The following is a 14,797-nucleotide window of genomic DNA, read 5'->3' as shown; positions in this document are numbered from 1 at the left end:
TGTTCGTCCATGTCCATCGGAGCTCGTCGGGCCCTGCTTCGCGGGCCGGACATCCATCCCGACGCGTGGGTCCGCCTCGGATCGACAGGACGGCGGAATCCCGCCGGAAAATTTTCCCGGCCTCTGCGGCGCGAGGGCTCAGAGGGCGCGGCGCAGCCATTCCTCGACGCCGGCGACGTGGACGGTGGCCCAGGCTCGGGCGACGTCGGGCTGACGGCCCGCGATGGCCTCGTAGATCGCGGCGTGCTGCTCCCTGGTCTTGACGGTGGCCCCCTCCTGCGTGAGGCCGCGCCAGACGCGGGCCCGGGTGGTCGGCCCGGACAGGCTCTCGATGAGCGAGCACAGGACGGTGTTGCCCGACCCCTTGGCGATGAGCTGGTGGAACTCCAGGTCGTTGGCGACGAGCTGCTCGATGCTCGGGTCGTCGGGCAGGGCGTCCAGGATCGACCGGAGGTCCTCGACCTGGCCGTCGGTCATGGCGAGCGCCGCCATGCCGGTGGCGGCCGGTTCGAGGATGCGGCGCACCTGGAAGAACTCCAGCACGGTGTCGTCGCGGTGGAAGTCGACCACGAAGGACAGGGCGTCGAGCAGGAGGTGGGGCTCCAGGCTGGTGACGTACGTGCCGTCGCCCTGCCGCACGTCCAGCACGTTGATCAGCGCGAGCGCGCGGACGGCCTCGCGGAGGGAGTTGCGGGACAGGCCGAGGCGTTCGGCCAGGTCGGCCTCCTTGGGAAGCCGCGCGCCCGGGCCGAGCTCGCCCGAGACGATCATTCCCTTGATCTTGTCGATCGCCGCGTCCGTGACCGCCACGGAGACACCACCTCTGCTTTTCGCGCTTCATCCGCAGACATCGGATGTCTATGAGTGTATGGGGTCATTGTGACGTGGCGGTGAACCGGACGGGATCGCCGGGAGCCCCAGGTGCGCGGCGGACGGCGCCGCGGGACTCCAGCGTCCGCAGATGCGCCGCCGCTTCGCCCGCGGCGAGGCCGCGCTGCACGGGCGCCAGGTCGCTCCACGGCCTGTTCCAGGTCATTCGCTCGGCGACCTGCCAGATCGTCAGGGGCTCGGCCGCGACCCCTGTCATCATGTCGCGCAGACGTAGGAGCTTGTCCTCGTGGTGGGCCCGGATCTCGGCCGCGCGGGCGGCGACGTCCGCGAAGGGCTCCTCGTGCGCCGGCAGCGCCTGCGCCTCTCCCAGCCCGGCCACCCGGGTGAGAGACCCGAGGAAGTCTTCCAGCGGATCGACGTCCTGCCGGTCGTACGGATAAATGCCGATGTGAGGGGTGATGTCGGGCAGGACGTGGTCGCCGGTGAACAGCCGGTCGGCGTCCTCCAGGTGCAGGCACACATGCCCGGGAGTGTGGCCCGGCGTCCACACCACCCGCAGCACGCGCCCCGGCAGGTCGATCAGGTCCCCGTCGCGCAGCTCCCTGTCGGGCTGCGCGGGCGGGTCGGGCCGCTCGGAAGCCCGGACGGCCTCCGCCTCCGCCCCCGCGCCCGCCCGGCGCATCATCTCGGCCTGGAACTCGCGATGGGAGTCCGCCGGCATGGCGCGCATCAGGCGCACGATGGCGGCGTCCGCCTCGTGCATCGCGATCCAGCCGCCCGACTCCTCGCGCACCCGCCCGGCCAGCCCGGCGTGGTCGGGGTGGTAGTGGGTGACGACCACCCCGCGCACCTCCCGGACGTCCACGCCGCACGCGGCGAGCCCGTCGCGCAGCGCCGTCCAGGCGTCCTCGTGGTTCCAGCCCGCGTCGACCAGCACCGGCCCCGCGGGGGACTCCACCGCGTACACCAGCGTGTACCCGAGCGGGCTGCCGGGGATCGGCACCGGCACGCTCCACACCCCGCCGCCCAGGTCGGCGGGACGCTGGGCGCTGTAGGCCCTGCGGCGCGTCCTCACACGCGCTCGAGGATGGTCGCGGTGGCCAGGGCGCCGCCGGCGCACATCGACACCAGCGCGGTCGAGCGGTCGGCCCGCTCCAGCTCGTGCAGCGCCGTGGTGACCAGCCGGGCGCCCGTCGCGCCCACCGGATGCCCGAGCGCGATGGCCCCGCCGTTCACGTTGACCCGCTCCATGTCCGGGGCGTGCACCTCCGCCCAGGACAGCACGACGGCCGCGAACGCCTCGTTCACCTCGAACCTGTCGATGTCGCGCACGGACATCCCCGACATGGCCAGCACCTTGGCGGTCGCGTCCACCGGCCCGTCCAGGTGGTAGTAAGGCTCGGAACCGACCAGGGCCTGAGCCAGGATGCGGGCGCGCGGGCGCAGGCCGTGCCGGTCCGCGGCCTCCTCGCTCATCAGCAGCACGGCGGCGGCGCCGTCGGAGATCTGCGAGGAGGTGCCCGCGGTGTGCAGGGCGTCCTCCCCGAGCACCGGCCTCAGCCTGGCCAGCCCCTCGGCCGTGGTCTCGCGCAGGCCCTGGTCCCTGGACACGGCGAGGGTCTCTCCCGTGGGAACCCCGTTCTCGCCGAGAACGGGCGCGGTCACGGGGATCACCTCGCGCTCGAACCGGCCGTCGGCCCACGCCTTGGCCGCCTGCCGCTGCGAGCGGGCGCCGAACCGGTCGAGCCGCTCGCGGGTGAACCCGCGCCGCTGGGCGATGCGCTCGGCGGCGGTGAACTGGTCGGGCAGGTCGATCGACCAGTCACCGGGTCGCGGGTTGGCCGGCAGCACGTTGCTGCCGAGCGGCTGGCGGGACATGGACTCGACGCCGCAGGCGATGCCCACGTCGATCACCCCGGCCTGGATGAGCGCGGCGACCAGGTGCACGGCCTGCTGGGAGGAGCCGCACTGGGCGTCCACCGTCGTCACCCCGGTCTGGTAGGGCAGGCCGGCGTAGAGCCAGGCGTGCCTGCCGACGTGGCCGCCCTGCTCGCCGGCCTGGGTGACGCAGCCCGCGAAGACCTGCCCGACGGCCGAGGGGTCGATGCCGGACCTCTCGACGACGCCGTTCATGGCCGCCCCGAGCAGAGCCTGCGGTTTGACCCCCGCCAGCCAGCCGTTGCGCTTGCCGATCGGGGTGCGCACGGCTTCGACGATCACGGGCCTGCCCATGCGGCCTCCTTCCCATCAGAACAAGGTTCCGCCGCGACTGTAACCGGTTCTAATTTGCCGCGAAAGCCTTGCCGGGCGCCGGAAGCCCTCCCGGAACCCTCGTCGAAGCCGGAAGCCCTCCTGGAACCCTCGTGGAAGCGGGAAGCCCTCTCGAAAGCCGGAAGCCTTCGTGGAAGCGGGTAGCCCTCGTCAATGCCCGAGGCCCGCTCAGGCGTCGGAGTCGTCGCGGTCGTCGCGGTCGTCGCGGTCGTCGAAGTCGGCGAGCAGGCGCTCGGCCGCGATCTCGATGCGACGCTGGATCTGCTCGTAGGTGCGTCGGCCGCGCAGCATCTCCAGCAGCTCGTTCACCCACACCCCGGCCAGCGAGCCGGCGAGGGCGAACTGCTCCTCGGAGGCGGTCTCGAGGGTGAGGCCGTTGCCCGAGACGCGCAGCAGCAGCCCGGCCATGCGGTCGCCGAACGGGACCTCGACCTGGGCCATGATCAGCGAGCGGATGAGCGCGTCGGCGAGCTCGGGCTCGCGCATGAGGCCGCGGGTGGCGCGCATGAGCACGTCCACCCCCCGCCCCGCCGCCGTCTCGGCGCTCGGCGGACGCCGCTCGATGCTGTTCTCGAGCAGGTCGATCTCTTCGCCGACGACCGCGACGACGAGATCCATCTTCGAGGGGAAGTAGCGGTAGAGGGTGCCGAGCGCGACCCCGGCGCGTTCGGCGACGGTTCGCATCTGCATCGCCTCGACGCCGCCCCGCGAGGCGAGGGCCGCGGCGGCCTGGACGATGCGCTTGCGCCGTTGGTGCTGGCTGCGGGTGCGGACGCCGGAGGAGACCCGGGCCGCCGGGGACGGCGCCGCCGCCTGGTCGTCGCCGCCGGGACCGGCGGCCGGGACGGCGGCGGTGCCGGCATGCGAGGTGCGCATGAGAACACGTTACCGGATGACCCGCAGGTAGGGCTTGTTACTCACCGGTCACAAGGAAGGCCGGTCTTGCATGACCTTTGTGTTGCGCGCATGTGTCGGATCGGGGTCACGCGCAATCGCTATGGACACAGATTAGAATCTGTTCTAATTTGCGGCTGACCGGACTCCCACCGGACTCCCACCGGGCTCGACCGGGCGCACGGAAGGCGTCGTGATGGATTTCGACCTCGACGAGACGCAGGCGGAGCTGAAAGAGCTGGCCGCGGGCCTGTTCGGCCGGGAGGCCGGGCACGACCGCCTCGCCGCCCACGAGAAGAGCGGGCAGCCCTACGACGCCGAACTGTGGCGGGCGGTGGCGCGGGCGGGGCTCATCGGGGCCTGCCTGCCGGAGGAGGCCGGCGGCGCCGGGCTCGGCGCCGTGGCGATGGCCGTGGTCGCGCGCGAGGCCGGGGCGCGGGTGGTCCCCGTCCCCCTGCAGGACGGCCTGGTCGCGGCCATGGTGATCGGCCGGTACGGCTCGGCCGCGCAGCGCGCGCTCGCCGCGCGCCTGGCCGAGGGCGAGGTCGTGCTGACCGCCGCGCTCATGGAACCCGGCCGCGACCTCGGCACGCCCCCGCTCACCGAGGCCCGTCCCGGCGGAGCCGGCGGCGGGTGGGCGCTCTCCGGACGCAAGACCATGGTCTCCTACGCCGCCGAGGCCGCCGCGATTGTCGTCCCGGCCGTGACGCCGCGGGGCGTCGGGCTCTTCCTCGTCGAGCCGGGGGCGGCGACCCTGGCGCCGGCGCCCACCTCCACCGGCGAGCCGGCCGCGACGCTGATCCTCTCCGACACCCCGGCCGAGCCGCTCGGCGAGCCGGACGGCGCCGCGTTCGCCGCCCTTCGGCGCCTGGCGCTGGTCGCCCTGACGGCGAGCGCTTCCGGCGTTCTCGCGGGCGCGCTGGCCCTGACCACCGAGCACATCAAGACCCGCAGGCAGTTCGACCGCGCCCTGGCCGAGTTCCAGGCGGTGACCATGCAGATCGCCGACGTCTACATCGCCGGGCGGGCGCTGGACGTGGCCGTCTGGTCGGGCGCGTGGCGGGTGGACCAGGGGCTCGCCGAGGAGGCCGACGTGGACCTCGAGGTCGCCGCGCACACGGCCGCCGACGCCGCCCTCGCCGCCCTCTACACCTGCCAGCACCTGCACGGGGGCCTCGGCCTGGACGTCACCTACCCGCTGCACCGCCACTTCGCCTGGGGCAAGCACCGGGCGCACCTGCTCGGCGGCGCGGAGGCCCGGCTCGACATGATGGGAGCCCTCGTCTGATGCTGATCGACCTGACCCCCGAGCAGAAGCGGCTCCGGGAGGAGCTGCGAGAGTACTTCGCCGCCTGCCTGACCGACGAAGACCGCGCCAAGATCTCCGAGGACCCGTTCGGCGAGGCGTACATGGAGCACTGCCGCAGGCTGGGCCGCGACGGCAAGCTCGGGCTCGGCTGGCCCGAGGAGTACGGCGGTGGCGGCTACGGGCCGCTGGAGCAGCAGATCTTCGCCAACGAGATCGCCCGCGCCGACGTGCCGTACCCGATCATCACCGTGCAGACGGTGGGCCCGACCCTGATGCAGTACGGCACGACGGAGCAGAAGGAGTTCTTCCTGCCCCGCATCCTGGCCGGCGACTGCCACTTCGCCATCGGGTACAGCGAGCCGGGCGCCGGCACCGACCTGGCCTCGCTGCGCACGACGGCGGTCAGGGACGGCGACCACTACGTCGTCAACGGCCAGAAGATCTTCACCTCCGGCGCGCACTATGCCGGGTACATCTGGCTGGCCACCCGCACCGACCCCGGTGCCAAGAAGCACCGCGGCATCTCGATGCTGATCGCCGACACCCGCGACCCGGGGTACTCCTGGACGCCGATCGTGACCATGGACGGCCGCCACCACACCAACTCGACGTACTACTCCGACGTCAGGGTGCCGGCGGACATGCTGGTCGGCGAGGAGAACAAGGGCTGGGACCTCATCGTCAACCAGCTCAACCACGAGCGGGTCACCCTCGGCCCGGCCGGCAACCTCGCCCGCGTGTACGACCGGTTCTCCGCCTGGGCCCGGCGCACCGGCGCCATCGACGAGCCCGCCGTGCGCCGGGCCATCGCCCGCGTCTACGCCTGCTTCCGCACCAACGAACTGCTCAACTGGCAGGTCGCCGCGAACATGGGCCTCGGCTGGCTAGGCGCGCCGGACGCCTCCGCCACCAAGATCTACGGCTCCGAGCGCATGCAGGAGGTCGGGCGGATCGTCGGGGAGACGCTGGCGCGGTTCGGCGACCTGTCCGACCCGGAGACCGCCGCGTTCGCCGAGCAGCTCGACCGGTCGGTCAAGGGGGCGATCGTGCTGACCTTCGGCGGCGGGGTGAACGAGGTCCAGCGCGAGCTCATCGCGATGCTCGGCCTCGGGCTGCCCCGCCCGCCCCGGTGAGCGCGAGGACGACAGGGACGCGGGAGGCCGAGACGGTGACGGGCACGACGGGCACGACGAGCACGGGCGGAGGACGGAGATGACCACGACGGCCGGGCAGGACCTGCACGAGCGGCTCGTCGCCCTGGCGGAGGCGCGCATCGCGGTGGGCGAGGTCCGCGGCGCCCCGGCGGCCGATCCGGTCAACCTGCCGATGATCCGCCACTGGACCACCGCGATGGGGGACGCCAACCCGGTCTACACCGACGAGGCGTTCGCCGCCGCGAGCGTGCACGGGGAGATCGTCGCGCCGCCCGCGATGGCGCAGGTGTGGACGATGGCCGGGCTCGGCCCGCCCGGCGGCGCGGGCACCCCGGTGGACGACGTGCTGCGCACGCTCGACGAGGGCGGCTTCACCGGCGTGGTGGCCACCAACTGCGAGCAGACCTACCACCGGTACGTGCGGCTGGGGGAGCGGCTGGTGCCGGCCACGCGGCTGACCGGGCTGAGCGGGCCGAAGACCACGGCGCTCGGAACCGGATATTTCGTGACCTGGCTGGTCACCTGGTATTCCGAACACGAACCCGTCGCGGAGATGATGTTCCGGGTATTGAAGTTTCGTCCGCGGGAGGAGAAAGCCGCGCCCGAGAAGCGCGAGGCCTACCCTTTGACGCCGGCCGTCAACCGGGACACGGCGTTCTTCTGGGAGGGTGTCCGGGAAGGCGAGTTGCGCATCCAGAAATGCGGTGACTGCGGCGAACTGCGGCACCCGCCCGGACCGATCTGCCCGTCCTGCCGGTCGGCGAACCGGGTGTACGCCGTGGCGAACGGGGTGGGCGAGGTCTACAGCTTCGTGGTGCACCACGCTCCTCCGATGCCGGGGCTGGACCCGCCTTTCGTGGTGGCGGTGATCGCGCTGCCGGAGGGAATACGAATTGTCGGAAATGTCGTGGAATGCCCACCGGAAAGCGTGGGCATCGGTATGCCGGTACGAGTGGCATACCGCGAAATGGACGACAAGCTGACCTTGCCGATGTGGGTACCACGGGAGTCCTGATGCGCACACTGACCGAAGACGAGATCGAGCGCGGGACCGCGCTGCCGCCGTTGCGCATCGAGCTCACACCGACCACCGTCATCGCGACGGCCCTGTCGACCATGGACTTCACGCCGGTCCACCACGACGTCGCGGGCGCCAGGGCCCAGGGGTCGGCGGACATCTTCCTCAACATCCTCACCACCATGGGGCTGGTCGAGCGGTACGTCACCGACTGGGCCGGGCCCGAGGCCCTGATCCGCGGCATCAACGTCCGCCTCGGCGTGCCCGCGTACGCCGGGGACACCCTGACCTTCAGCGGCGTCGTCACCGAGCGGCGGGACGGCGAGGTGACCGTCGAGGTCCGCGGCGCCGTCAGCCTGGGCGACCACGCCATCGGCACAGTGCGCTTCAACCTCCCCCGCTGACCGGCGCCCCGCCCTCCGCAGGAGGGTGTGCTCCCCGCCAGGGCCGACGTCACCAGAAAGGGCTCACCACGTGCACTCGCTCTCCGGCCGCGCGGCCCTCGCGGGCATCGGCGCCACCGAGTTCTCCAAGGAGTCCGGCCGCACGGAGCTCCAGCTCGCCGCCGAGGCCGTCTTCGCCGCGCTGGACGACGCCGGCCTCTCGCCGTCCGACGTGGACGGCCTGGTCACCTTCACCCAGGACGCCAACCAGGAGATCGCCGTCGCCCGCGAGACCGGCATCGGCGACCTGTCGTTCTTCTCCCGCGTCGAGTACGGGGGAGGCGCGGCGTGCGGCACGGTGCTCCAGGCCGCCATGGCCGTCGCCACCGGCGTCGCCTCCACCGTGGTGTGCTACCGGGCCTTCAATGAGCGCTCCGGGCGCAGGTTCGGCCAGCCGAACGCCGGGCTCGGCGGCGAGCCGTCCTCGCTCGGCGTCGAGATGGGGTGGCACGCCCCGTTCGGGCTGCTGACGCCCGCCGCGTGGGTCGCGATGTTCGCCCGGCGGTACATGCACACCTACGGAGCCACCTCCGAGGACTACGGCCGCGTCGCCGTGGCCATGCGCCGTCACGCGGCCGCCAACCCGGCGGCCTGGTTCTACCAGCGGCCCATCACTCTGGAGGAGCACCAGGCGTCCAGGTGGATCGTCGAGCCGCTGCACCTGCTCGACTGCTGCCAGGAGAGCGACGGGGCCGTGGCCCTGGTCGTCACCTCGGCGGAACGGGCCAGGGACCTGCGGCGCTCACCGGCGGTCATCACGGCGGCCGCGCAGGGATCGGGCGCCGGGCAGATGATGATGACCAGCTTCTACCGCGACGACATGGCGGGACTTCCGGAGATGGGCGTCGTGGCGCGCGGACTCTGGGAGATGTCGGGCATGTCGCCGCAGGACATCCAGACGGCCATCTTGTACGACCACTTCACCCCGTTCGTGCTCACCCAGCTCGAGGAGCTGGGGTTCTGCGCCAGGGGAGAGGCGCGCGACTTCATCGCCGGCGGGGGCATCGAGATCGACGGCCATCTGCCGGTCAACCCGCACGGCGGCCAGCTCGGCGAGGCGTACATCCACGGCATGAACGGCATCGCCGAAGCCGTGCGGCAGGTGCGCGGCACCTCCGTCAACCAGGTCCCCGGCGTCCAGAACGTCCTGGTCACCGCCGGCACCGGCGTCCCCACCAGCGGCCTCATCCTCTCCCGCGACTGACTCGCGCGACCGATCCCCGCTCGCGACCACGCGACGCGCGCGACCACGCGACGCGCGCGACCACGCGACGCGCGCGACCACGCGACGCTCGCGACGCTCGCGACCACGCGACGCTCGCGACCACGCGACGCTCGCGACGCTCGCGACCGGCCTCGCGCGACCGGCTTGCGCGGGCCCGCTGAAGGGCGCCCACAGGACGCCGGTTGCTCTCCGGACCCTCTCCGATGAGTTTTCGCGCCATGGCGCCTCTGTACATGTGGACGGCTCGCCAACCGCGCGATCCGGTGTCCGGTGCCCGGCCGGCCGGTCAGGCTCGCCGAGGCCACGGCCGCCGGCTCCGCCGTCCGCCCACATCGTGATCGGCTTCAGTAGAGAGGGAAGACGATGGCTCTTCCGCAGACGGCGTCCCGTGACGAGTGGCTGGCAGCCCGGCTGAGACTGCTCGACAGGGAGAAGGAGGTCATGCGGGCGCAGGACGCGGTCACCGCACAGCGCCGCGAACTGCCCATGGTGAAGATCGACAAGGAGTACGAGTTCGAGAGCGCGGCCGGCAAGGCGCGCCTCGGCGAGCTCTTCGAGGGCCGCCGCCAGCTCATCGTCTATCACTTCATGTGGAACGACGACTGGGAAGAGGGCTGTCCGAGCTGCTCGTTCGCGGTCGACAACGTGGGCCGCCTCGAGCACCTGCACGGCAGCGACACCACGTTCGCGCTCGTCTCCCGCGCGCCGCTGTCGAAGATCGACAGGTGGAGGGCGCGGATGGGATGGACCATCCCGTGGTACTCCTCGGCCGGGAGCGACTTCAATCACGACTTCCACGTCACCAACGACGAGTCCGTCGCACCGGTCCAGTACAACTACAAGAACAGGGCCGCCATGGAACGTGAGGGCCTGGAGTACGCGATCAACGGCGACGCGCAGGGCCTGAGCGTCTTCGTCCGCGACCAGGACGCCGTCTTCCACACCTACTCGACCTACGGGCGCGGCGCCGAGGTGCTGTTGAGCACCTACCACTACCTCGACCTGACGCCCCTCGGGCGGGACCGCTACGTCAACCAGTTCCCCTACCACGACACCTACGGCGACGGCGCGGGCGAAGACCATCACCACGCCCACCACCACTGAGCACGCGGGCGGCAAGGCGGGTGAGGCCCCCACCGACGGGGCCTCACCCCTCCGTCCCGGACACGGAGTCCTGCGATGATCGAGTCGATACCACTCAGATGGACGCTCATACTGGCGTTCGCGGCCACAGGACTGTGGTTCCTGTTCCGCGGCGCGCGACCCGCTTCCGGCGACGGGGCACGGGGCGCCGCCGAAAGGATCTCCCACGTGGCTCACGCCCTCATGGCCGCGGCGATGGCGTTCATGTTCTGGACGATGGGATGAGCGGAGGTGCCGTGACGCGTACGGCGCGACTGCCGGCGGACCCGGCGCCCGGAGCGTCCGACGACGGGTTCGCCCGGCTGAGCGAACCCTTCCGGCGGGAACTGCTGGCGTACTGCTACCGGATGCTCGGGTCGGTCCACGACGCCGAGGACGCGCTCCAGGACACCTACCTGCAGGCGTGGCGCGGGTACGCCGGCTTCGAAGGCCGCTCCTCGATGCGCACCTGGCTGTACCGCATCGCGACGCGGGCCTGCCTCAAGGCGCTGGAGGGCAACGGCCGCCGGCCGCTGCCCTCCGGGCTGGGCGGCCCGAGCCACGACCCGGACGCATCGCCGCGCTCCCGGCTGCCCGAGGTGCCATGGCTGCAACCGGCTCCCGGCGCACTGTTCGGCACCGCCTCCGACGATCCGGCCGTCATCGTCGAGGCCAGGCAGACCATGCGGCTGGGGTTCATCGCCGCGTTGCAGTATCTTCCCGGCCGGCAGCGCGCGGTGCTGATCCTGCGCGACGTGCTCGCCTGGCGGGCAGGCGAGGTCGCCGACCTGCTCGGCACCACGACGGCCGCGGTCAACAGCGCGTTGCAGCGCGCCCGGGCGCAGCTCAGCCAGACCGCGCCCACCGCGGAAGGGCTCACCGAGCCGGACGACCCGGCCCAGCGCGAGCTGCTCGACCGGTACGCGACCGCGTTCGAGAACGCCGACGTCGACGCCCTGATGGGGGTGCTGGCCGACGACGTCGTCTGGGAGATGCCGCCGATCCCCACCTGGTTCAGCGGACGCGAGACGGTCGGACGGTTCCTCGGCGCCAGGATCCTGGCCGGAGGCGGCTACCGGATGGTCCCGGCGCGCGTGAACGAACAACCCGCCTTCGGCTCCTACGCGCGAGGCGACGACGGCGTCCACCGGCCGCACGCCCTGCAGGTGCTGACCGTCACCGCCGCGGGCGTAGGGCACGTCGTGGCCTTCCTCGACGCCGACCTGTTCCCGGCATGCGGCCTGCCACCAGAGCTCTAGTGTGTCGCGCCGGAAGTCCACCCCCTGAGTCGATGACCCGCCGGGCGAGGCCGGTCGGCGGTTCCTCCGCTTTCGACATCCGGCGCCGTGTGCGGTGGGTGACCCGTGCACGTGCGCCGGTCGCAGCGCTATGGGGTGACGATCGTCGGGACCGTGAAGAAGACGAGCATCGCGATGGCGACGCACAGCAGGAAACCGGCCAGTTCCCAGAGCCAGTCGTAGTGGTGCTCGCCGATCTTGATCGGCTTCAGCCGGTCGTGGCGGCGCGGCCGGGTCACTCCGCCGGACGTCGTGGCCGTGGCCGTGACGCCCGCCGGGGCGGCCTCGGACGCGGGGTCGTCCCCGTCCACGGCTCGGGAGTCCAGGGATGCGGCCCCGGAGGCCGTGAACGCGGCCTCATTCTTCGTGGGCGTGGATGCGGGGTCCGCGGCGGGGGGTTCGGAGTTCGTGGACGCGGGCTCCGGGGTCGTGGAGGCCGGCGTGGGTCCGGTGGCCGCTGGTCCAGCGTCCGGCGTCGGGATCTCCACGGAGGGGGAGAAGGCGGACGCTATCGCCGGTTCGGTGGACGCGGGGGCCTCGGCGTGGGCGGCGGGGATGGCCGCGGAGATCGCGGGCATCTCGACCGTCGAAGGGCCGTCCCCGAAGCTCGTGTCGGCGGCAGGGAAGCCGTCCTGCGCGGGCGGCGCCTCCAACGCGGAGAAGGCCGCGCCGAACGCGGGCGGCGGCGCCGCGAAGACCGGCGGTGCGCCCGAAGCCGAGCCGCCCGGGGGGAACGGCGGTGCGCCGAAGGCCGACCCCAGATCGAGGAGCGGGAGTGCACCGGAGGCCGGGCCGCTCTCGGGGGACAGGGGAGCCTCAAGGAAGGGGGGCGCGCTCGAGGCCGCCGCCACGTGGGGCGTCGCAGGCATGGCGGGGAACGGGGGTGCGCTCGAGGCTGCCGCCACGTGGAATGTCGTGGGCATGGCGGGGAACGGGCGCTGGCGTGACGCGGGTACCCCGTCGTGGGCCGCCGTGGGGGCGACGGAGGCCGGTGTGGCGTCGGAAGTGGGCAGCGGAGGCGCCGAGGCCGCGGCCTCAGGCGCGGGCGCCCCCGCGGGCCAGGCTCCAGGCGCGGGCGCTTCCGCGGGCCAGGCTCCAGGCGCGGGCGCCCCCGCGGGCCAGGCCGTGGACGCGGGCGCTTCTGCGGGCGAGGTCGCGGACGATCCCATGGGCCAGGCCTCGGGCACGGGACGCGTCGTGGACGAGGCTGTAGAAGCGAGGGATGCCGGGGTCTTCGTGCGCCTGAGTAGGTTCCGCGCTCCGGTGAGGAACCTCGCCAGGGGAGACTTCGACCTGTCTCGCGACTCCGGGTCGGCACCGGCCGGGTGCGTAGGAGAGTGACCTCCGAAGAGGTCGTCCGCGCCGTGAGAGGCGCGGGAGGGGGCGATCACGCCGTACGGGGCGGACGGCGGCTCAGGTGTGACCGAACCGGGTCCAGCGGCTCTGAACAGGGCGAGGTCGTGCGAATCCGGCCTGAAGGGGGCGAGATGCTGCGAATCGGGCCCGTACGGGGCCAGGTCGTGCGGATCGGGCCTGAAGGGGACGACGTCCTGCGGGGCGGGCCGGGAGGGGAACAGGTCCGGCCGGGCGGGCGCGGATGGGATGAGGCCGTGCTCGGCCGGCTCCTGGGTGGCGGCGGCGGAGGTAGGGCCCACACTGAAGGTGCGCTGCAGGGTGGGCCACTGGCCGTTCGCCAGGGCGTTCTTGAACAGCGAGCCCTCGCCGCCAGGGGCGCCCCGCTTCCTGTCCGGACGGGACGCGCCGCGCCGTTCCTGGGCCGGACGCGAGGACGTGGGGGGCTCGTCCGCCGACTGCGAGGAGGGCCGGGCTTCGCCGGCCACGTGGGATGCGGTGCCCGGAACGCCGGTGGAGCGGGACGTGGTGTCCGAGGGAGCGGTCGTGCGGGACGTGGGGCTCAGGGCGTCGGTGGAGTGCGAAGCGGCGCCGAAAATGTTTGTGGAGTGGGGAACGGCGCCGAAAACGTCGGTGGAGTGGGGAGCGGCGCCGAAGACGTCGGGCGAGTGGGGAGCGGCGCCGAAGACGTCGGTGGGGTGAGAGGTGGCGCCTGGGGCATCGGTCGCGCGGGACGTGACGCCGGGAGCGTCGGCCGGGCCGGAGGGGGCGTGCGTGGAGGAGGGCGTGGGCGCGTCGGTGGCGCGGAAACGGGAGCGAGACGCGCGAGCTGGTTTTCCGGCGGGGCGGGAGGCGCCGCGGAGTCTCGGCATCGGCTCGGTGGTGGCCTCGTGCTTGGATCTGCGGCCGGAGGCCGGAGGCGTGAGCTCGGGCGCGGGGAAGACGCCGGCGTTGGTGACCGGGTTGGGCTCGGCGAGCGGCAGAGGCCAGCGCGGCGTGGTGGGCCACCGCTTCTGCTGCGGGGCTCGCGCGGACGCCTTGGCCGTGTCGGGTGCGGGTTCCTCGGGCACCGCGGCGAGGACGCGGGTGCGCAGGGACGGCGAGGGAGTGCGCCAGGGCAGCCGGCCGAGGGACTCCTCGGCGGGCGCGACCCCGAGCACCTCGTACTCGGCGGCGAGCCGCGCGGAGGCCGTGGTGGCCCGCGCGGAGGAGACGGCCGAGGCCAGGGAACGGGCGAAGCGATGACGCGCGCTGATCATGAGCTGCTCGGCCGTGTCGGCCGCGACGTCCAGGACCCACGCGAGCTCCACGGTGTCGAGCCCGCAGACCGCCGACAGCAGCAGCACCTCGCGCTGGTGCGGGCGCACCTCGCGCACCACCCGTTCGACCAGCGCGGTCACCGGGTCGGCGGCGGGGTCCACCGAGGGGAAGGAGTAGGCGACATCGCGCCGGTAGATCTCACGGCGGGCGAGCGCGTACAGGGCGGCGCGCGGGGGCTCGATGGCCGGGACGCCGGTGAGAACGGCCACCAGGGTGTTGGCGGCGGAGGCGGTGTCACCGAGCTGGTCGTGGCAGTACGCGAACAGCCCGGCGGCGTGACGGTCGTAGAGCTCGGCGACCAGCTCGCCACGAGGGCGGCGATCGATGAGCGATGGAGTCACAGCCGGTACCTCTGGAATTCTCGAGCGGGGTCGGGGGGTTGGTGTGACGGCAGAGGTCGCAGGGAGCGTCAGCGGAAGCGTGGGGGCCAATCATGTCAAGGGGCGGCCGAGGACCGCACTAATCGATGCCACTTTGATAGATATCGCGAAAGTACCAGGAAGAAGGGCACGCACACGGCGCGATGCCCCTTTTCGGAAATGCTGACAAGTAGGCATGA

The 14,797-nt window shown here is 72.6% G+C and carries 13 protein-coding genes; 8 read left to right on the top strand and 5 right to left on the bottom strand.

The genetic code is table 11. From position 1 onward, the window contains the following. Positions 1 to 138: 138 nt before the first annotated feature. The 4 genes from ACWEN6_RS23445 to ACWEN6_RS23430 all read right to left on the bottom strand — a co-directional run bounded on the left by ACWEN6_RS23445 (position 139) and on the right by ACWEN6_RS23430 (position 3,978). On the bottom strand, positions 139 to 810 hold the full coding sequence (locus ACWEN6_RS23445; protein WP_354847101.1) for a FadR/GntR family transcriptional regulator: 672 nt from the start codon (positions 808 to 810) through the stop codon (positions 139 to 141). 64 nt (positions 811 to 874) lie between these two features. Beyond that, positions 875 to 1,906 carry an MBL fold metallo-hydrolase gene (locus ACWEN6_RS23440; RefSeq protein ID WP_452572762.1) on the bottom strand — a complete coding sequence of 344 codons (1,032 nt, stop codon included), beginning with the start codon at positions 1,904 to 1,906 and terminating at the stop codon, positions 875 to 877. Continuing rightward, positions 1,903 to 3,063: a steroid 3-ketoacyl-CoA thiolase gene (locus ACWEN6_RS23435; protein ID WP_452572761.1), complete on the bottom strand. Its 1,161-nt coding sequence runs from the start codon at positions 3,061 to 3,063 to the stop codon at positions 1,903 to 1,905. Before ACWEN6_RS23435 ends, ACWEN6_RS23440 begins: the two co-directional genes overlap by 4 nt. A gap of 207 nt (positions 3,064 to 3,270) precedes the next feature. Next, positions 3,271 to 3,978: a TetR family transcriptional regulator gene (locus ACWEN6_RS23430; RefSeq protein WP_452572759.1), complete on the bottom strand. Its 708-nt coding sequence runs from the start codon at positions 3,976 to 3,978 to the stop codon at positions 3,271 to 3,273. A gap of 214 nt (positions 3,979 to 4,192) precedes the next feature. On the opposite strand from ACWEN6_RS23430, the gene ACWEN6_RS23425 reads away from it, so the two are divergent. The 8 genes from ACWEN6_RS23425 (at position 4,193) to ACWEN6_RS23390 (ending at position 11,526) form a co-directional block, all read left to right on the top strand. Beyond that, on the top strand, positions 4,193 to 5,284 hold the full coding sequence (locus tag ACWEN6_RS23425) for an acyl-CoA dehydrogenase family protein (RefSeq protein ID WP_452572757.1): 1,092 nt from the start codon (positions 4,193 to 4,195) through the stop codon (positions 5,282 to 5,284). After that, positions 5,284 to 6,438, top strand: coding sequence for an acyl-CoA dehydrogenase family protein (locus tag ACWEN6_RS23420; RefSeq protein WP_452572755.1), 1,155 nt, complete (start codon positions 5,284 to 5,286; stop codon positions 6,436 to 6,438). The genes ACWEN6_RS23425 and ACWEN6_RS23420 overlap by 1 nt, the downstream gene beginning before the upstream one ends. 79 nt (positions 6,439 to 6,517) lie before the next feature. After that, positions 6,518 to 7,474: a bifunctional MaoC family dehydratase N-terminal/OB-fold nucleic acid binding domain-containing protein gene (locus tag ACWEN6_RS23415; protein WP_452572753.1), complete on the top strand. Its 957-nt coding sequence runs from the start codon at positions 6,518 to 6,520 to the stop codon at positions 7,472 to 7,474. Further along, entirely contained in the window at positions 7,474 to 7,881 is a 408-nt protein-coding gene (locus tag ACWEN6_RS23410; protein ID WP_354927999.1) for a MaoC/PaaZ C-terminal domain-containing protein, read from the top strand. Before ACWEN6_RS23415 ends, ACWEN6_RS23410 begins: the two co-directional genes overlap by 1 nt. Positions 7,882 to 7,951: 70 nt before the next feature. Next, entirely contained in the window at positions 7,952 to 9,124 is a 1,173-nt protein-coding gene (locus tag ACWEN6_RS23405; protein ID WP_354847124.1) for a lipid-transfer protein, read from the top strand. Positions 9,125 to 9,508: 384 nt separating this feature from the next. Further along, on the top strand, positions 9,509 to 10,249 hold the full coding sequence (locus ACWEN6_RS23400; protein ID WP_452572751.1) for a DUF899 domain-containing protein: 741 nt from the start codon (positions 9,509 to 9,511) through the stop codon (positions 10,247 to 10,249). 75 nt (positions 10,250 to 10,324) lie between these two features. Then, a complete protein-coding gene (locus ACWEN6_RS23395) occupies positions 10,325 to 10,513 on the top strand; it encodes a DUF5134 domain-containing protein (protein ID WP_380831509.1) in 189 nt (62 codons plus the stop codon). 11 nt (positions 10,514 to 10,524) lie between these two features. Further along, on the top strand, positions 10,525 to 11,526 hold the full coding sequence (locus ACWEN6_RS23390; RefSeq protein ID WP_452572749.1) for a sigma-70 family RNA polymerase sigma factor: 1,002 nt from the start codon (positions 10,525 to 10,527) through the stop codon (positions 11,524 to 11,526). 128 nt (positions 11,527 to 11,654) lie between these two features. Here the strand turns inward: ACWEN6_RS23390 and ACWEN6_RS23385 are convergent, their stop codons facing one another. Then, on the bottom strand, positions 11,655 to 14,579 hold the full coding sequence (locus ACWEN6_RS23385; RefSeq protein ID WP_452572747.1) for a hypothetical protein: 2,925 nt from the start codon (positions 14,577 to 14,579) through the stop codon (positions 11,655 to 11,657). Between the last annotated feature and the right edge of the window lie 218 nt (positions 14,580 to 14,797).

The organism is Sphaerisporangium sp. NPDC004334 (assembly GCF_053602655.1).
Note: the sequence above shows the minus strand (reverse complement) of the source record. Positions and strands in the feature narration are given on the sequence as shown.